Origin of the sequence: Mogibacterium neglectum, from assembly GCF_030644205.1 — a bacterium.
Taxonomy (GTDB): domain Bacteria; phylum Bacillota; class Clostridia; order Peptostreptococcales; family Anaerovoracaceae; genus Mogibacterium; species Mogibacterium neglectum.
Window position 1 is genome coordinate 21,147 of sequence record NZ_CP128647.1, and the last position, 18,313, is coordinate 39,459.

Annotated in this window: 16 protein-coding genes; 14 read left to right on the plus strand and 2 right to left on the minus strand. The window is 39.5% G+C overall.

All coding sequences use genetic code 11. The annotated features are described in order from the left end of the window. Positions 1-12 precede the first annotated feature (12 nt). Both QU661_RS00090 and QU661_RS00095 read left to right on the plus strand, forming a co-directional pair. Entirely contained in the window at positions 13-171 is a 159-nt protein-coding gene (locus QU661_RS00090) for a hypothetical protein (protein WP_304989754.1), read from the plus strand. A gap of 166 nt (positions 172-337) precedes the next feature. Then, on the plus strand, positions 338-1,666 hold the full coding sequence (locus QU661_RS00095; protein WP_304989755.1) for a hypothetical protein: 1,329 nt from the start codon (positions 338-340) through the stop codon (positions 1,664-1,666). Between the two features lie 141 nt (positions 1,667-1,807). Here the strand turns inward: QU661_RS00095 and QU661_RS00100 are convergent, their stop codons facing one another. Then, the gene (locus QU661_RS00100; RefSeq protein WP_304989756.1) at positions 1,808-2,428 is read right to left on the minus strand and encodes a hypothetical protein; all 621 of its coding nucleotides are present in this window, start codon (positions 2,426-2,428) and stop codon (positions 1,808-1,810) included. A 307-nt stretch (positions 2,429-2,735) separates the two neighbouring features. On the opposite strand from QU661_RS00100, the gene QU661_RS00105 reads away from it, so the two are divergent. From QU661_RS00105 to QU661_RS00115, 3 genes are all read left to right on the plus strand, one after another. Next, on the plus strand, positions 2,736-3,752 hold the full coding sequence (locus QU661_RS00105; protein WP_304989757.1) for a YeeE/YedE family protein: 1,017 nt from the start codon (positions 2,736-2,738) through the stop codon (positions 3,750-3,752). 23 nt (positions 3,753-3,775) lie between these two features. After that, positions 3,776-4,006, plus strand: coding sequence for a sulfurtransferase TusA family protein (locus QU661_RS00110; protein ID WP_304989758.1), 231 nt, complete (start codon positions 3,776-3,778; stop codon positions 4,004-4,006). A gap of 68 nt (positions 4,007-4,074) precedes the next feature. Next, a complete protein-coding gene (locus QU661_RS00115) occupies positions 4,075-8,064 on the plus strand; it encodes an InlB B-repeat-containing protein (protein ID WP_304989759.1) in 3,990 nt (1,329 codons plus the stop codon). Between the two features lie 145 nt (positions 8,065-8,209). Here the strand turns inward: QU661_RS00115 and QU661_RS00120 are convergent, their stop codons facing one another. After that, positions 8,210-8,941 carry a lysophospholipid acyltransferase family protein gene (locus QU661_RS00120; protein ID WP_304989760.1) on the minus strand — a complete coding sequence of 244 codons (732 nt, stop codon included), beginning with the start codon at positions 8,939-8,941 and terminating at the stop codon, positions 8,210-8,212. A gap of 108 nt (positions 8,942-9,049) precedes the next feature. Here QU661_RS00120 and dtd point away from each other — a divergent pair, with 108 nt between their 5' ends. From dtd to QU661_RS00165, 9 genes are all read left to right on the plus strand, one after another. Then, positions 9,050-9,502 (plus strand): D-aminoacyl-tRNA deacylase, encoded by a 453-nt coding sequence (dtd, locus tag QU661_RS00125; protein ID WP_304989761.1) that lies wholly within the window; start codon positions 9,050-9,052, stop codon positions 9,500-9,502. A 204-nt stretch (positions 9,503-9,706) separates the two neighbouring features. Beyond that, positions 9,707-11,038, plus strand: a complete 1,332-nt coding sequence (locus QU661_RS00130) for a sensor histidine kinase (RefSeq protein ID WP_304989762.1) — start codon at positions 9,707-9,709, stop codon at positions 11,036-11,038. Further along, a complete protein-coding gene (locus QU661_RS00135; protein WP_304989763.1) occupies positions 11,020-11,877 on the plus strand; it encodes a response regulator in 858 nt (285 codons plus the stop codon). The genes QU661_RS00130 and QU661_RS00135 overlap by 19 nt, the downstream gene beginning before the upstream one ends. A 152-nt stretch (positions 11,878-12,029) precedes the next feature. Beyond that, positions 12,030-12,944: a DMT family transporter gene (locus tag QU661_RS00140; protein WP_304989764.1), complete on the plus strand. Its 915-nt coding sequence runs from the start codon at positions 12,030-12,032 to the stop codon at positions 12,942-12,944. Between the two features lie 116 nt (positions 12,945-13,060). Then, positions 13,061-14,158 carry a putative NPN-dependent ornithine cyclodeaminase gene (locus QU661_RS00145; RefSeq protein ID WP_304989765.1) on the plus strand — a complete coding sequence of 366 codons (1,098 nt, stop codon included), beginning with the start codon at positions 13,061-13,063 and terminating at the stop codon, positions 14,156-14,158. Between the two features lie 187 nt (positions 14,159-14,345). Next, positions 14,346-14,765, plus strand: coding sequence for a DUF3842 family protein (locus QU661_RS00150; protein WP_304989766.1), 420 nt, complete (start codon positions 14,346-14,348; stop codon positions 14,763-14,765). A 105-nt stretch (positions 14,766-14,870) separates the two neighbouring features. Further along, on the plus strand, positions 14,871-15,866 hold the full coding sequence (locus tag QU661_RS00155) for an ABC transporter permease (RefSeq protein ID WP_304989767.1): 996 nt from the start codon (positions 14,871-14,873) through the stop codon (positions 15,864-15,866). Further along, positions 15,859-16,677, plus strand: a complete 819-nt coding sequence (locus tag QU661_RS00160; protein WP_304989768.1) for an ABC transporter permease — start codon at positions 15,859-15,861, stop codon at positions 16,675-16,677. Before QU661_RS00155 ends, QU661_RS00160 begins: the two co-directional genes overlap by 8 nt. Before the next feature lie 76 nt (positions 16,678-16,753). Next, positions 16,754-18,307 (plus strand): ABC transporter substrate-binding protein, encoded by a 1,554-nt coding sequence (locus QU661_RS00165; protein WP_304989769.1) that lies wholly within the window; start codon positions 16,754-16,756, stop codon positions 18,305-18,307. Positions 18,308-18,313: the final 6 nt, after the last annotated feature.

The window sequence follows — 18,313 nt, forward strand, 5'->3', positions numbered from 1 at the left end:
AAGAATTATTTAATGAAGACACTTGTCATTCTGATGGCTACACTTCTCACCGCTGGACTCATGCCTATGAGAATATGGGCAGGGGTAACAGGTAATGATACAAAGTTTGAAATCAAAACCATACAATCAAGAAGACTGCTACACTTCATCTATATATTTCTAGAGGCATAGGGTTAATCAATAAGAGGGGATAGAGTGTAAATAATAACAAATAGAAAGAGTATAATGTGTCTGTTAGCCTCTAAATAACAGAGTCAGATAGAAAGCTAACATCTATAGTAGAATATGCATGTACGTTATTAGCAAAATGATAAAGAAAGACGAAAGGGAACGTAATATGAGAAACTTTTTTAAGAAGTTTTCAGCATTAATTCTATCGGCTACTATGCTCCTGACAAGTGGTGTTTTCCTACCTAATGTTTCAGCAGCTGAGTTAAATGCTAAACCTGTTGAGGCAAGTTGGAGTTCACCGCAGGAGATTAGAGTTAAATTCGATCGCAATCTTCGTGTTAACCCATCTCCGCAGAGCCGTAAAGTAGCTGTAAAGTTACTTACTTCTGATGGTAGGGAAGTTGACTTAGGACCTAATGATGACTTTGGATATATAGGTAACACTATCTACATACGTTTTCTAGCTGGACAGAAGAAAGAGTATACAGGTGTGGTATTCAAGAAGGGTTCTTTAAGGGATGCAACTTCTGATGATATAAAAAACACTGAAGATATTAAAGTATCAAATATCAAGGTAGAAAAGACTCTTAGTCGTGTTGGTATTAAGTATGAGGGAAAGCCTACCACTAACTTAGTTCCTAAAGAGGGAAAAAGAATTCACCTGGGAGCAAGTGGAAATAATCTAGAGCTTGATAATGGGCACAATATCAGGCTTAGGCTTTTTGCAGACGAATCGGAAAGCGATACTGCAAACTATAAACCAACAAATATAGAGGCAACGCTTAATGTTACAAACAACTCGACTGGTGATTGCTATGTTACAATACCTGAGAATAAGACAGGAAAGAGAATTAATTATATAGTTAAGTATTCTGTTGATGGGGGTAAGACATATGATGTGTTCTTTAAGGATATACCTCATATTTCATTTAATCTCATTCAGGAAAAAGGCGAGAAGGGTGCGGTAACGCCACAGCCAACGCCGCAGCCAGACCACGTTAATGCCGAGGCTGGTTACAGATTTACAGTTGGTAAGGATGCTGCTTGGAATGGTGGGGATCTGAAGTTCAAGATTGAGAATGCAGAAGTAGATAAGAATGCTGCAGGGGATAAAGTAATTGACAGATTCCAGGGAATCGAAGTAGATGGACAAACTGTAGATCCATCGAACTATGATGTGAAGGCAGGAAGTGTTGTCCTTACTCTAAGGGAAAGCTATATAAGAAGCCTTACAGCTGGTAGACATACGATAAAGGCTAAATTTAGAGGTGGTGAAACTGCTTCAACAAGCTTCACAGTCACAAAGGCTAGTGCTAATAACAACATAAATCAAAGTGCATCGGCTAATAAAACGAGTGTTGCAAAGAAGAATTTAGCGAAGAAGAACGTTGTTAAGACAGATGACAATACCAATATGTTCGCAGATATACTAGCATTAATTCTAGCTACATCAGCTCTTGCAGGGATTGCTACTTACAGAAGAAAGAGAGCATAAAGTTTAATCTATCAAGTCATAATTATCATTTACTAAGAATTGACATTAACTTTAGACAATATTAAATACCCTCCTTGCCACTTATGTGGCAAGGAGGGTATTTTTACGTGTAAAGTTACTAAGCATGGTGGAATATTGCAATCATTTCCAATACCCTTCTTTAACCAGAACCTTTTCCGTCCAAGCCTTTTTAACAACTTCTGTCTTTGTATTTTCCCGGACATTAGAGAAAGTACCATCACATCCGGGTAAGTGATTACGACGAATATATTTTTGCTGTTCTTCGCGCAGAGCTTCCATTGATGTAAAAGTACCACCTTTACAAGTGTATGTTGTAACAGTACGTGTTTCAGCAGGATGATTTACATATTTATATACAGGTGGAACCCACGTCTTTCCTTTCTTTTTAGGATTTTTAGAATCCTTCTTTTTAGAAGCCAATCTACTTTCGGTATCATTTTTAGTCTGGTCACTTGAAGTAGATGCGTTATCAGCTGAATTTATTTCCGATTTGCCCTTTCTAGATTTAGAATGCTTATCTGCAACTTTTTCGTTATTAGATTGGTGTGTTTTTGCTCTACGAAAACTAAAACCACCACTATTGTCAGCGCCACCATCTGTTGTAGCCACGGAAAAATAGATTAAAGAAGTTGCAAGAATAATTGCAATACATAGTATGAGTGGAAATGGTAGTCTCTTTATGCCACGCACACTTTTTCCATTAATATGATTTGAATTGTCTTTAATATCTCTTGATTTCATCAAAATAGTCCTTCACAAAAATTTATACAAAATATCATATGCCAATTTCAGACTTCATTATCGCACGAAATGAATAATTATGCGATACATTATAGGTGTAATCTATAGACGAATAAGTATGTATAAATTATTCACATAAATGAAATACATATAAGAATTAGTTAAAAAAATGATGTACAATTCATGTTGTGTGAAGAAAACATGTTTGAGTAAATATTTTAAATACAAGAATGGTATTTCGTACACAGAGCAGAAGTAGACTACCTCTACTCTATATAAATTATGTAAAAATTGGAAATGGATTAAGATGGCTTTATTTTGCGGATTGCTAGTTGGTATTGCATTTGGGTTTGTGCTTAAGAAAAGTAGAATCTGTTACATGGGTACAATAAGAGATATTTATCTTGAAGGTAGGAATTATAACTTACTGCTTCTTTTTGCGACAATTTTTACAGAGGCAGTAATATACAACATATTTGTCATTGCGGGATTTGTAACAGATGGATATATGACAAGCTTTTCATTAGTAGCACTACCTGTTGGGAGCATGCTGTTCGGTATTGGTGCCGTTATGTCAAGCGGATGTCTAACCATGTCAATAGTTAAATCTGGTGACGGAAGAGTTGTAGGCTGGATTTCGATAGCTACATTTATGATAGTTGGATGCTTCTTCTCTGCAGGGGGAGGGCGTTTCTTTGCAGGTAAATTTATTCAAACGTATGAAGTGTTTGATAAAGAATTAATAGGGGATGCGAGAATCCGCTTAGGTATATCCGTAGTTGTAACGATATGTATATATATAGCTATATGGAGAAAAGCTAAGAAAAAAAAGAAGAAATTATATAATATAAGTCTCCGAAATAAGGATGTGTGGTTCATACTATCAGGCATTGTTCTTGGGATATCATTTCCCGTAAGTGAACATTTTGGGCGGATTGGTGGAGTTGCAATAGTTTCACCATTGCTATCGTATCCCTTTACAATACTGAAACCTAAACAGATTGTCGGAGGGTGCAACATATATGACCAGCACTTTGGGCTTGGCAGCACTTTAGTCCTTGGTATTTTACTGGGATCTTTTCTGACATCTGTTGTAAGTAAAGAATTCCATGTGGTTATCCCAAGTAAGAGTCAGGTCGGTAAGACCATTATTGGCAGTGCCATGATGGCATTTGGTGCATTGGTTGCGGGAGGCTGCCTTGTTGGAAATGGTCTAGTTAAGACATCCCAATTTTCAGCGAAGGCGTGGATTTCTTTGATCTTTATAGCTTTGGGTATATGGATCGCTTCATATATTTTTCTTAGAAACAGAAGTGATAGGTAGTAAAAAAAAGAAAGGCTTATTACATGGATAAGATAATTAAAGATGTAAAAGGGCAAGATTGTCCAGTACCGCTAATTACTCTAAAGAGCGCTTTCAAAAACGCTGAACCAGGTCAACTTATAGAGATAAATTTTACATGTCCTGAAGCGCTCAATACACTTCCAGAATATTGCGACGAACATGATTTAGAAATTGTTTCAATTGATAAGCAAATTGATAGATCCTGGAAGATTACTATTCGAAGCCACGAGTAGATGCACCTAATCATCTAAGCGCTTATATATTTTACGTTATTTCTATTTTAAAAATTAAGGAGGAAAAAATGGGTTGTATTTATAATCCCAAGAAGGTATCAGCTGTCTTGGCAACAATCCTTGCTGTAATGCTTTTATGTTCCCTTGCTTTTCAGAGAGCTTCTGCATATACAGAGAAGGACACTGATTTACTCTATTCCACTGAAAAGGTAGTGCTAAAAGGCATGCCTGTAAAGGACAAGGGCACCAAGAAGTTAATAACAGACCCGATTAAGTTTAAGTATTGGGATTCAACGTTACAAGAGTATCAAGGAGAGGTGACATCTAAGGATGGTATTCTGCCAGATGTAGAGCTATATAAAGGACACCATTATATTTTCTACTCAGAGGATTCGAACTACATCACCTACAATCCTAATGGAAAAGGAGTTAATATCTATCTAGTTTTAAATGAGACCGGTTCAAAGGCGGTAAATGATAGATATTATCGTGGAAAAGGAAGCGAGACAATCGATGAATTCTTGATGACCAAGAGAAGCACACCAGAAGCAGATCCTGAGAATGCAAGAAGAGTCAAAGTGAGCTTACCGGTATTTTATGAAAAAGACGACAGTGATAGCTTTGACTTTGGTAATACTAAGATTAGATTTACTAGTGATACAGATGTAGTTGAAGTACCTATAAAGTTTGGCTTTGTGAATGCGAAACTTTACGAGGACATGAACTACACAGTTACTGTAGTAAGTGATGATTACACACTTGATCCATTTCCGCTGACGGTCAAAGATCACTCAGAAGATGGAAGGGATAAAGTTGCGTACATGCATTTTTCATGCAGTCCTGTAAGCTATATATTCCTAAAGGATAAGAGTGATGCGCATAACAAAGATACGACAATAACTAGTTTATCAGGTAAAACAAGCATCACTGGTACCAACTTTATGCACGGTAACTATATCCTTCGTGATAGAGTTCTTAATATGGATATTCCTAAACTACAAGGTAAGGACTATCAGGTGCTAGATATTGACACAATAAATCTATATAGAAATGAACTTTCAAAGATTGCTGCTGGTAACTTTAAGGTAACTACTGCTGTTCCTGCAGGGAAGACTGTGAACAAGGTTTATTACATAGATAATAAGAAAGAACTTCACGAGGTACCAAGTAAGCAGACTGGTGATAAAGTCACTTTTGAGATGAATTCTGTTGGTGTATATAACAACGTAATTCTTTATAAACAACAGAATGCACCTAAATTTGATGTATCTATTAACGGATATGCGAAGTGGAAGGATGCATACACTCTAGAAGCTGCTCTCGATACTGACGATTTCACTATTCCAGCGGATGGAGCATCGCATGTTTACCTAATGACGATGGATGGAAGTGAAAGAATATTCCTTTCAAATGAAGATAAGCTGGTTAAAGATGGCAACAAGCTTATAGTTAAACTAAAGAACAAGAGTTATCGCGACTATAGGAAGTTTACTGAGCTTGGTTTATCTGTGGGATCTATTGAGAGTTCTGATGGCGGAGCTATGAAGAGTGCCACTGCAGCGCATCTAATATCGTCTGTAAAATTTAAGCTGAAGAGCATTTCATATGAAGAGCCTACAGTAAAAGAATCAAATGCAGGTAAGATAGTAGCTAATATTACTGGTGAAAACCTTTACTTCGGAGAGAAACCAGGAGAGAATTATGATAACTTCAGTATAATTCCTGAGACTGAAATCGATGATAGATTTGTAGGTTCGATTAATGGTCAGCTCAAGTTTGATGTTGAAGTAATTGATAACGAGCATGCAAAGATTACAGTTAGCAACATTCCAGAGAATAAAACTGGCAAGGATCAGAAGTGGAAAGTTCGTGTAAAACGTGGATGGGCAGTTACTCTAACTCCAGAAATCGGAACAGATGATTTTGTTACCATTAAAGCTAGAGGTGAGGAAACACCGGCAAAGCATAGTGTTAAGGTTAATGTTGGAGAAGGTGGAACTGCTCAGACGGATGTGACAGAAGCAAAAGCTGGAGATAAGGTTACCGTTAAGGTGGCTCCAGATGCAAAACACAAGCTTGGCAAGGATGTTGTATCAGTAAAGGATGCATCTAATAATAAAATTGAGGTGACAACTGAGGATTCTAAGACTTACTCATTTACAATGCCAGATGCTGATGTCAATGTATCTGTTAAGTTTGAGAAAGAAAAACCTAAATTTGATGTTGCTATCAATGGATATGCAAATTGGAAGGATTCATATACTATAGAGGCTGCTCTTGATAGTAACAGCTTCACAATTCCATCTGGCGGTGCATCACATGTATACCTAATGACGATGGATGGAAGCGAGAAAGTATACCTTTCAAATGATGACCAGCTAGTAAAGGATGGCAACAAACTTATAGTTAAACTAAAGAACAAGAGTTACCATGACTATAAGAAATTCACTGAATTGGGTCTTTCTGTAGGGGCTATCGAGGGAACTGATGGTGGAGCCATGAAGAGCGATGCATCTGCACACCTTCTAGGTGGTGTTAAGTTCAGTCTTCAGAGTATTTCTTATGATGAACCACGTGTAAAAGAATACAACGCTAATAAAATTGTTGCACATATTACTGGTAAGAACCTGTATTTTGGAGAAACTCAATATACCAACTACAGCATAATGCCTGAAGTAGCGATTGATGGAAAGTTTAATGGTCCAATTAACGGGCAGTTAAAGTTTGATGTAAATGTAATTGATGATGAACATGCAGATATTACCATAAGCAATATTCCTGAGAACACAACAGGAAAAGATCAAAAATGGACTGTTCGCATAAATCGTGGATGGGCTACTCAGCTCACTCCAGAAACTGGAGCTGATGATTATGTAACTATTAAAACAAAGGCAGGTGCTGTACCTGTAAATGAGTACACAGTTACATTCAACAGTAATGGAGGAACTCATGTAGTTAATCAAGTAGTTAAGGAAGGTCAAAAAGCGAAGCGACCTTTAGAGCCAACAAGAGAAGATTATGTCTTTGCAGGATGGTACACAGATAATGCTTGCACCGAATCATTTAATTTCGATAATCCTATAAAAGGAAATACGACAGTCTATGCAAAGTGGACTCCAAAAGCAGTAGAACCAACAAAGCATACTGTTGTGTTTGATAGCAATGGTGGAAGTGAAGTAACAAGCCAGACGGTGAATGATGGTGAAAAAGCGACTGCTCCAGCAGTTCCTACCAAAGCTGGACACAGATTCGACAAGTGGATGAATGGAACCACTGCATATGACTTTAATACACCTGTAAAAGGCAACCTGAAATTAACGGCATCTTGGGTAGCTAATACATACACTGTAGCATTTGATACAGATGGTGGAAGTGTAGTTGCAAACCAAAGCGTTAAGTTCGGGGAGAAGGCTACTAAGCCAACAAACCCTGCTAAGAGTGGCTATACATTTGTAGGATGGTATACAGATAGGAGTTATGCTACTGAATTTGACTACACAAAGGCAATCATGGCAAATACGACTGTATATGCAAAGTGGAAAGCAGATGTGGTAACCCCATCGACACCAGTAGCAGAATATAAGTTTACTATTGGTAAGGATGCTGCTTGGAATGGTGGGGATCTGAAGTTCAAGATTGAGAATGCAGAAGTAGATAAGAATGCTGCAGGGGATAAAGTAATTGACAGATTCCAGGGAATCGAAGTAGATGGACAAACTGTAGATCCATCGAACTATGATGCGAAGGCAGGAAGTGTTGTCCTCACTCTAAAGGAAAGCTATATCAGAAGCCTTACATCTGGTAGACATACGATAAAGGCTAAATTTAGAGGTGGTGAAACTGCTTCAACAAGCTTCACAGTTACAAAGGCTAGTGCTAATAACAACATAAATCAAAGTGCATCTGCTAATAAAACGAGTGTTGCAAAGAAGAATTTAGCGAAGAAGAACGTTGTCAAAACAGATGACAACACCAATATGTTCGCAGATATACTAGCATTAATTCTAGCTACATCAGCTCTTGTAGGGATTGCTACTTACAGAAGAAAGAGAGCATAAAAAATAAGAGCATTAGATTTATAAATACCGATTCTAATTAAATGAAAAACCACTGCGGTCGCAAGCGCGTCTGCAGTGGTTTTATCGTTATTTCAATATTTAAAATTTAACTACTCAATTCATATTCAATGAGCCCAGTTAATATCTAGCGATACTGCTCTATCCCAGCCCTGATAGTGTCCTCAACTTCATGCTGTGCAGCAAGCTGCTCCTTCCTAGGCATGTTCGAGATGTCTACAGTTGGGTGAATTATAACCTTAATGGTTCCGCCAGTGAATGTATTGTGCTCCTCAAATATCTTATATGAATCGATAATCGAAACTGGCACGATTGGCACGCCAGCCTTCTGTGCGAATTTAAAGCTACCTTCCTTAAAATGCCCCATGTCATTGCTGTGACTTCTCGTACCCTCCGGGAAGATTACAAAAGAATACCCTTTCTTGAATAGGTTGATAACCTCTGCGAGGGTTTTTACTGCAGAACGAGGATTGCCACGGTCTATAAATACGGACTGTGTGCCTCGAATTACATCAGCGAGTGGCTTGAGCTTCTTAGTCTCGGATTTTGAGATAAAGCCTATCTGCGTAGAACGGAAAGCCGCAATCATCGCATATATGTCTGCGTATCCTTGGTGATTTGCAACGATTAGGAACGGACTTTTGGCAGGAATATTTTCTGGATTTATTACATCAACTGTGATTCCAAGTGCTTTTCCCGTGTAATCACAAAATTCATCCTCCGCTTTGCGGATCAATCGCTGTGCTTTAGCATGATCATCCTGTGCCTGTGCGGCTCTGATTGCCGGCACGTTTTTCATGTATTTGCGGAAGCCCGCTCTAATCTTGTTGAGTGCTATTGTATTTTTAAATGGGTTCATAATATCCTCCAATTGAACATTCTTATTCGTGTAATTATATCTATATAATGCTATAATTTTATGAAAATATACGCGAAAAATCAAGAAATTAAGGAGCATTTAAGACATATGAAATTTGTAATACAAAGAGTGACACATGCAGATGTGGTCGTTGATGGAAATGAGATCGGTAGGATAGGAAAAGGCTTTATGGTGCTCATCGGTGTGTCGAAGGAAGATGACAAGATTATTGCTGACAAGATGGTAGATAAGATGATTAAGCTTAGGATATTTGAAGATGAGAATGGAAAGACGAATCTATCTCTAGATGATGTCGATGGAGAGCTGCTACTTATATCTCAGTTTACACTCTATGATGCAAACTGTAAGAAAGGTAATAGGCCATCGTTCATCGATGCGGGTGCTCCTGATGAGGCAAATGATTTATATGATTATATAATCGAGAAATGCAAGGAACGTATAAAAGTAGTTGAATGTGGTGAGTTCGGTGCCGACATGAAGGTTAGCCTCTTAAATGATGGACCATTCACGATAATACTCAATAGTCCAGAGATAGTATAAATAAATACAATATAGTTACACGTGTTTCAGCTGCTAAATTTAAGCCGATGATTGAAGGATTAAAGTGGACATCATCTGACACTGTAACTGTTACATTTAGCGACAATGTTACACTGGATGATGTGCAAAGAACGTCAAGAATAAACTAGCAGCAGGGCGAGATAATATACTTTTATCGTATACATAAACACTAAAGGAGCTGAAATGAACCACTACCTAGATAAACTCAAGAACGTGCTTGCGATTGCACTTGTTATATCAGTCGCGGCACAGATTAATATAGATGCACCTAAGGTGGCACCAGGATTCGTATTTGCCATAGATGTAATCGTTCTTAATCTGTTCATTTATTGCTTTTCAGATAAATACTCTGCTATGCAAATAGCTCTCATCTCTGCAGCATTTTCCTCGACATTCCGTTTTATTACGTCGATGAGCGCAGGTATGAGCTTCAAGGAAAATGCATTAAATTGTTTTCCTGATGCCATTTTCTTTATTACGTATGGTCTGATAATTACAGTATGTCTTATGGCATATAGAGACAAGAAAGTTCCGTTAATGTACTTCTGCATTTCGACTTTCATAGCAGATTTTGGAGGAAATGTGACAGAAGTGTATGTGCTGTCTCTGATAAGAAATGGAAATTTCATATCAACAGATATGTTTAATACACTGATGATCATAGCTATGGCGAGAACTGGAATAGCTCTGACGATAATTCTCAGTATGGAGTACTACACAAAGGTGCAGACAGAGCGCTCGCATAATCGCAAGATTCAGTTTATGGTGGATCAAAGTGTGACCATCTCTGATGAGATGAGATTCATTCTCAACAATAAGGAAGACGTAGAGCGCGTCCTTAAGGAGGCATATGCTCTACATACTGATATGAAGAAGGCAGGAATTTCTGATGAGTTCACAAGACGAGCTCTCGAAATCGCTAGAGGAACGCATGAAATCAAGGGCTGCTATCAGGAAATCCTAGATACACTAGACAACCTAAACAGAAATTCTCAAGGAGAACCTGATCTCTTGATGTCGGAAATCTTGAAGTTCATGAAGAGCAATATTTTAAAGACTGCAGTGGCTAAACATATGAACATAAAGTTTGAGATAGATCAGCGTATGGATTTTAAGGTTAAGGAGAGCTACAAGACGATTTCTGTTCTCAGAAATCTTACGGTTAATGCATTAGAAGCATTTGAAGGAACTGATGGAGAGATCAGAGTTCTAGTAGCATGGTGTAGACATAGTAGCCTTGGACCTTGCCATCGCATTGAAGTCGAAGATAATGGTCCAGGAATCGACGAGGCTGATATTGAAACAATTTTTCTTCCAGGATATTCAACTAAGATGAACATGGACACGGGGCTTGTACAAAGAGGTTTAGGCCTTTCGCTTGTACGAGATTATGTAGAGAATGACTTCGGTGGTAGAATCAGAGTTAAGAATCGAAAAGAGGGTGGTACCAGATTTGTAATCGAGATTCCACCGGGCAGATTTGAGGAGGAAACTAGATGGATTTTTACATCCTAGATGACGACATAGCTGTTGTAAAAACGCTGAAACACATAATTACGGAGAGGAAAATCGGCACAGTTATCGGATATAACACCGATGTTGAGTGTGCGATTGAGGATATCAAAGAAGAAAGCCCTTCGATAATAATGGTGGATTTCATGATGAAAGAGATGGACGGAATTACCTTTATTAAGGAAGTTAAGAAGTTCAATCGCGAGACGGCATTCATCATGATTTCTAAGTTATCCGACAAGTCTCTTGTAAATCAGGCTTATGATGCAGGAGTCGAGTTTTTCGTAAGCAAGCCAATTAATGTGTTAGAGATAGAACGAGTGTGTCAGAACATAATTGAGAGAATCAAGCTCAAGAAAGTCGTGAATAACATTCAAAATGCATTCATGGAGGTTAATAATTCTAGTGACTCGATACAAGCTAAAAGAGAGTTGACAGCTGAAAGGAAGCAAAACTGGCTAGATGTTATGCTCGGATCACTTGGCATACTCGGAGAAAAAGGCACTAACGATATCCGTAAGATTTACGACCGAATGGAGAAAAGCGACAGTGCATATTCGAAACAGATTCTAGGCGATGTTGCTGAATCTCTTGGAGATAGTGAGAAAAATGTTGAGCAGAGAGTGAGACGTGCACTCAAGAAGGCACTTGCAAATGTTGCAGCAGCTAAAATTGATATGGTTCAGGACGATACTCAGATATATGCAAAATATGTATTTGACCATCTTTCCATCAAAATGGAAGTCAACTTCCAAGAAGGTCTTTCACCAGCAGGAGGACGAGTTAGTATCTCGAAGTTTATGGATGGACTTAATGTATATCGAGACTTTATTGAGGAATAAATTTTGTAAATAAAAGAAAAATAATTAAAAAACATGTATTATAATAAACTTGCGGAATCTTTATGAGGTTCTGTGAGTTTTTTTGAAGTCATAATGACAAGATAATAACGAAGTTATTTCTATTAAAGTAAAGACATGAAAGGAGTTGTCTTATGCAGAAGTCAGGTAGCATTAAAGGTAAACTTTTACTACTATTTATTGCGGTTGCATGGGGAAGCTCGATGGTAGTCATCAAAGGCTCTACGGACTTTATCCCACCAGGTATGCTTCTTGCACTACGTTTTACGATTGCAAGTGTCATCCTAGCTCTTATTTATCGCAAGCAACTTAAGCTTATAGATAAGGATTATATCAAAGCAGGCATTTTCATTGGCGTATGCTTATTCTGCGCATACTTCACACAGACTATAGGGGTTATGCTCGAGATGCCTGGAAAGAGCCACTTCCTCTCATCAGCATACTGCGTATTTGTACCATTTATCGGATGGATAGTTCTCAGAGAGAAACCAAAGATGTACCACATCGTTGCTGCGACAATGTGTGCAGTCGGCATCATATTCGTATCAGTTGCAGGAACATTTAGCATCAGCTTTGGCGATAGCATCTCAATCTTAAGCTCTCTATTCTGGGCATCTCAGATTATAGCTATTGCTAAGTGGGGTGAGGATAAGGATCCAGGAATCATCACGATGCTTCAGTTTATAGTATCTGCAGTCTTAGCGTGGGGATTCACACTAACACAGGAACATCTCGGAAAAGTACAGATTAACGGGGAAGTAATCTTCGGAGTTCTTTACCTAGGTATCGTTTGTTCCGGACTTTGTTTCTTATTCCAGACTATTTCACAGAAAACAGAGTCGCCTACAAGCGTATCCATTATCCTCAGCTTCGAGAACATATTCGGTATCGTATTCGGAATGGTATTCTTCAACGAGACGATGACGGTTAATAAGGCTATCGGATTCGTACTCATGTTTGCTGCTATTCTAATCGCTGAGCTACAGCCAAACTTTTTAAAGAGCAAGGCGGATAAGGCAAGAGAAGCGCAAGAGAAACAGACTGTGTAAAACTACAGATATCACATGGTAATTAATAAAATCGTGTAAAAAGATATAATATCGCAAAACTGTATATGTAAAAATAAACGTTATTATCAAAAATCAGATATACAAGGAGATTAATTATGGCATTCGAATTAAGAAAATATACACATCCAGATTTAACAGAGCAGAAATTTATTGATTCACCAGACTGTAGACTTGAGGAAGCGCCTAAGGACGGAGTAGTTCCATTTGACTTCCATGCGCTAAGTATTTTCCCTGAGTACTTCAAGATCAATGGAGAATGGTTGCTTTGTGAAGAGAGCAGGATGGATACCGTTCCAGTCTATGATGGCGGAAAGGTACTTGCACTAGAGGCAAGAAGAGTTAAGAAAGGACAGCTTGTAGTTTGCGGACGCACAGAGTGCTGCGAGGAAGGAATCTACATGCATGCCGATGGATTCAATGAGAACACAGGCGCAAAGGCAGATACATTTGCATTTAGAACAGGACGTTCAAGAGAGACTGCATTTTCCAAGGATTTCGACGAAATCGTTGAGCTGCTAAAGCACGAGAAGGATAACGGAAAGATCGTATGGGTTATGGGACCTGCTTTCTCGTTCGATATCAAAGCTAGAAGAGCTCTTTCGGCACTCATCGAAAACGGATATGCACATGCAGTTCTAGCAGGTAATGCTCTTGCTTCTCACGACCTTGAAGGTGCATATATGCAGACAGCTTTAGGGCAGAATATCTATACGCAGGAGAATGTGCCAAATGGTCACTATAACCATCTAGACCTAATCAACAGAGTAAGAGCAGCTGGATCTATGAAGGCTTTTGTTGAGCAGGAGAATCTAGATAATGGTGTAATGACAGCGGCTATCAAGAATGATGTTCCTATCGTGCTCGGTGGTTCAATCCGTGATGATGGACCTCTTCCAGAGGTATACGGAAATTGCTATGATGCACAGGATGCAATGAGAGCTCACGTTAGTAAGGCTACGACTGTAATTACAATGGCTACGATGCTTCACTCAATCGCTGTTGGTAACATGACACCAAGCTTCCGTGTGCTAGAGGATGGAACAATTCGTCAGACATATTTCTACGTTTGTGATGCATCTGAATTTGTAGTAAACAAGCTAGCTGACAGAGGGTCCCTCTCTTCAAAGGGTATCATAACAAATGCACAGGACTTCATCTGCAACATCGCTGATGGTCTTGGATTAAAGTACTAGTAGCTTTTGTATAAAGCATAATTAGTAGAAGAATATAAAAACATATAACAAAAAATATAATTCCATACAGACATGCCTAATTATGGTAACTTAGCTAGCCTCAGAAAAAAAGCGCATTGAACTATGTTATAATTATTATCGTCATTAGAGTGCATGAAGCACTTGATAAAATAAGAGAGGCGATAACATGAATATACTAGTAATCGATGCACAAGGTGGCGGCATAGGACGCCAGCTTGTAACTAAGCTGCTAGAGAGGATTCCAGAAGCAGATATAGTAGCTGCAGGGACCAATAGCATGGCAACGAATGCCATGATTAAAGCAGGAGCTAAGAAGGCAGCGACAGGTGAAAATGCTATCAGGTACTGCGCATCACAGGCAGAGATTATCACAGGACCAATTGGTATTCTTGTTGCTAATGCGATGCTCGGAGAGATTTCTCCAGCCATAGCGGAAAGCGTAGGTTCTAGCACCGCCCCGAAGGTGCTAATACCGACTGCGCATTGTAACACCATAATTTCAGGCACTAAAGCGCTATCAGTAAAAGACAGTATCGAGGATGCGGTCGAAAGAATCGTAAGAATCTATGGTAGCGAAGACAATTAAATAGCCTATATAAAACATTAACCAAGCCAAGAAGGCCGGATAGATTGCTGAAGCAATCATACCCGGTCTTTTTATACGCAAATTTACAGGAGTAAATATATTCACATGCATTATGAGAGAAAGAGCACATTTAAATATGCCTTGAGCAGAATTGGCGAGATGATGCTCATATTACTCATTCTCTCGATAATTGTGTTTGCGCTATCTCGCCTATGTCCCGGAGATCCGTTACGTTCATGGTACGGAGATGGTGTTGACAGAATGAGTGCCGAGCAGAAGGTTGCTGCTCGTGAAAGCCTTGGAATCGAAAAACCACTTCCTGTTCAGTATGGCATATGGCTTAAAGATCTAGCTCATGGGAATCTAGGGTTATCGTACAAGTATAAGAGACCTGTTGCTGAGGTAATTTGTGGAGTGCTTGGAAATACAATAGTATTCGGGTTAATCGCTTACATTATGACCTTCGTCCTGGCTTTTCGTCTCGGAAGGCTGGCGGCGAAGCGTGAGGGTACAAAGCTAGATAAATTCATTTGCAAGGCAGGTGTCATATCTGGAAACATACCAGTATTCTTTTTATCTCTGATATGCATATTGATATTTGCGGTAAATCTCCGTATTTTGCCAACTGGAGGAGCTTACTCGTATGGGGCTGAAAGGGATGTTTTGGATAGAGCCTGGCACCTCGTACTACCAGTATTTGTAATCGTTATAGGGCATCTGTGGTATTACTCGTATATGGTGCGAAATCTGCTGCTCGAGGAAATGCGCAAAGAATATGTGCTGCTTCTCAAGGCAGAGGGAATGCCTCGCACTAAGATAATCAATAAGTACTGCATGAAGAATATCCTACCACCGATGATAACCATCATGGCTATCGCAGTTCCACATCTCCTTGGTGGGACATATGTCGTAGAGATGGTATTCGGCTATCCAGGTTTAGGACGGCTCAGCTTCGAGAGTGCCCTATACAAGGATTACAATATGCTGATGGCGACAACACTTCTCACAGGAAGCGTGGTTGTGATCTCAAATTTTCTTGCACAGATAATAGGTGAGAAAATCGACCCAAGGATGCGTCATGAGGAGGGTCCGTATGAATAAAGAGCAAAGGCCAAAGATTGCTATAGCTATACTTACGACCAGTGTAGTCCTAAGCGTATTCGCCGGATTTATAGCTCCATATGAACCGAATTTTATGAATGAAAATGCAATTGGAGCAGCCCCGTCGATGAGCCATATATTTGGTACGGATAATCTGGGAAGGGACTTATTCTCGCTTCTTCTATATGGCGGAAGAGCAAGCCTAACGATTGGAATCGCAAGTGCCGCAATTGGAACCCTAATCGCAGCAGTATACGGAACAATGAGCGGGATGACCAACAAGCATGTGGATAGGCTGATGATGAAAGCTACGGATTTGTTCATGAGCATTCCAGGACTATTGCTGATAATTGTTCTTCAAGCTGTCTGGGGAGAGGCTAGCTATCTGTCATTATCGCTGGTAATAGGGATAACGAGCTGGATGCAGATGTCGAAAATCATCAGGAGCGAGGTAATAAGGCTCAGAAAAAGTGAATTTGTAGTAGCCGCAGAGATGTACGGAGGTAGCTTCTGGTACATTCTCCGCAGGCATCTGTTTCCGAACTACTTATCATCGATTATGTTCATGGCTGTAAGCAACGTGGGAGCTGCAATAATAGCAGAATCTACGCTCAGCTTCATGGGACTCGGACTACCGATATCAGAGGTATCATGGGGAAGCCTGATGTCTCTTTCGCAAGATGCACTGCTATCTGATCAATGGTGGATGATTGTAATCCCAGGGTTGGTCATGGTTAGTGTCTTGGTATCCATAACGGAGATTGGAGAATATATTAGAGGTCGCAACACCTCCAAAGGCAGCAACATATAAACGTAAACACACAAATATATGTGTTGGGTTAGGACTATAGATTAAGAAATTAATTTATTTGAAAGGACACACATTTATGAAAACTCACTTTAAAAAAATTGCGGTTCTAGCCGTTACTCTAATTATGATAATTTCACTTTCCGCATGTGGCTCGAAGAGCGGAAATGATGCGGATACGCTAGTGTACGGAAGTCATGACTACACAGCTATAAATCCTGCGCTCTATGAGCATGGGGAAATCAACTCCTTGATATTCGCTGGACTTACAGCACATGACAAGGATAATAAGCTCGTACCTGCGCTCGCAGAGAAGTGGGAGTACGACTCAACTGCTTATACATGGACGTTCCATCTAAGGGATGGACTAAAGTTCCATGATGGAAAGGAGATCACTTCATCAGATGTTAAGTTTACTCTCGAGGCAATTCTAGATAATAAGAACAATTCTGAGATTGTCTCAAACTATCAGGACATTACAAATATTACTTGCCCAGACAAGAAGACAGTTGTTATTAAGTTGAGTAAAGAAAATGTAGCATTTGCGGACTACATGACTATTGGAATCTTGCCTAAGCACCTTCTTAAGGGTAAGAAACTCGCGACTACCGAGTTCAACCAGAAACCAGTCGGAGCAGGTCCATATAAACTAACTAGCTGGGACAAGGGACAGAGTATAACCCTCGAGAAGTTTGATGGGTTTTATGCGGGGAAACCTCATATCAAGAAGATTATTTTCAAGATTGTAGAGGATAGTGATGCAAGACTGCTGCAGCTAAAGTCGGGTGACCTAGATATGGCACAAATTGAGCCTAAGCAGGCGAAGAGTCTCAAGAAGGACAGCAAAGATTTCGACATCTACCGCATGAACACAGCAGATTATCGTGCCATTGCGTATAATTACGCTGGTAGCAAGCTGTTTAAGACCTACCCAGAGCTTGCAAATATATTGAGTTATGGAATAGACAGAGAAGCCATCATTAAGAGCGCACTGCTCGGAGAGGGGCAGGTGGCATATTCACCAATTCAGAAGAATAAATTTAACAGCAGTAATATCGAAAAGTTCGATTATAACCCAGATAAGATGGAGCAGCTATTGCAGCAGGATAGCTGGACCAAGAATAAAAAAGGTATCTACGAGAAGAACGGCACTGAACTTAAGTTCACAATCACTGCGATGTCAAATGATAAGGTGCGAGTGGATATGGCTAAGATGTGCAGTGAACAGCTCAAGGCACACGGAATATCGGTAAAGGCCGAGGCTAGAAAAGAGCTCGACTGGGAGAATCAGGATGCTACAATAATCGGATGGGGAAGCCCATTTGACGCAGATGATCATACGTACAAGATATTTACATCGGAAGCTGGGGATAACTATACAGGATATGCAAATCCAGCAGTTGACGAAGCTCTAGCAAAGGCTAGAGCGACAACTAATGAGTCGGAGAGACAGAGATATTACTCAGAGTTTCTTTCAGCTATGACTAAGCAGATGCCTTACACGTTCATCGCATACATAGATGCTGACTATGCGGTTAAGAAGAATATCAAAGGCATAACAAAGGACACAATGTTAGGGCACCACGGAGTTGGAATCTTCTGGAATGTAGCGGAGTGGAAATTGGAGAAATAAAATTTT

What these genes read in the sequence shown, in the direction of transcription:
- QU661_RS00115 (WP_304989759.1), top strand. Translation starts at nt 4,075, where the DNA reads ATGGGTTGTATTTATAATCCCAAGAAGGTATCAGCTGTCTTGGCAACA.
- dtd (WP_304989761.1), top strand. Translation starts at nt 9,050, where the DNA reads ATGAAATTTGTAATACAAAGAGTGACACATGCAGATGTGGTCGTTGAT.
- QU661_RS00120 (WP_304989760.1), bottom strand. Translation starts at nt 8,941, where the DNA reads ATGAACCCATTTAAAAATACAATAGCACTCAACAAGATTAGAGCGGGC.
- QU661_RS00165 (WP_304989769.1), top strand. Translation starts at nt 16,754, where the DNA reads ATGAAAACTCACTTTAAAAAAATTGCGGTTCTAGCCGTTACTCTAATT.
- QU661_RS00130 (WP_304989762.1), top strand. Translation starts at nt 9,707, where the DNA reads ATGAACCACTACCTAGATAAACTCAAGAACGTGCTTGCGATTGCACTT.
- QU661_RS00155 (WP_304989767.1), top strand. Translation starts at nt 14,871, where the DNA reads ATGCATTATGAGAGAAAGAGCACATTTAAATATGCCTTGAGCAGAATT.
- QU661_RS00100 (WP_304989756.1), bottom strand. Translation starts at nt 2,428, where the DNA reads ATGAAATCAAGAGATATTAAAGACAATTCAAATCATATTAATGGAAAA.
- QU661_RS00105 (WP_304989757.1), top strand. Translation starts at nt 2,736, where the DNA reads ATGGCTTTATTTTGCGGATTGCTAGTTGGTATTGCATTTGGGTTTGTG.
- QU661_RS00090 (WP_304989754.1), top strand. Translation starts at nt 13, where the DNA reads ATGAAGACACTTGTCATTCTGATGGCTACACTTCTCACCGCTGGACTC.
- QU661_RS00160 (WP_304989768.1), top strand. Translation starts at nt 15,859, where the DNA reads ATGAATAAAGAGCAAAGGCCAAAGATTGCTATAGCTATACTTACGACC.
- QU661_RS00110 (WP_304989758.1), top strand. Translation starts at nt 3,776, where the DNA reads ATGGATAAGATAATTAAAGATGTAAAAGGGCAAGATTGTCCAGTACCG.
- QU661_RS00095 (WP_304989755.1), top strand. Translation starts at nt 338, where the DNA reads ATGAGAAACTTTTTTAAGAAGTTTTCAGCATTAATTCTATCGGCTACT.
- QU661_RS00135 (WP_304989763.1), top strand. Translation starts at nt 11,020, where the DNA reads ATGGATTTTTACATCCTAGATGACGACATAGCTGTTGTAAAAACGCTG.
- QU661_RS00145 (WP_304989765.1), top strand. Translation starts at nt 13,061, where the DNA reads ATGGCATTCGAATTAAGAAAATATACACATCCAGATTTAACAGAGCAG.
- QU661_RS00150 (WP_304989766.1), top strand. Translation starts at nt 14,346, where the DNA reads ATGAATATACTAGTAATCGATGCACAAGGTGGCGGCATAGGACGCCAG.
- QU661_RS00140 (WP_304989764.1), top strand. Translation starts at nt 12,030, where the DNA reads ATGCAGAAGTCAGGTAGCATTAAAGGTAAACTTTTACTACTATTTATT.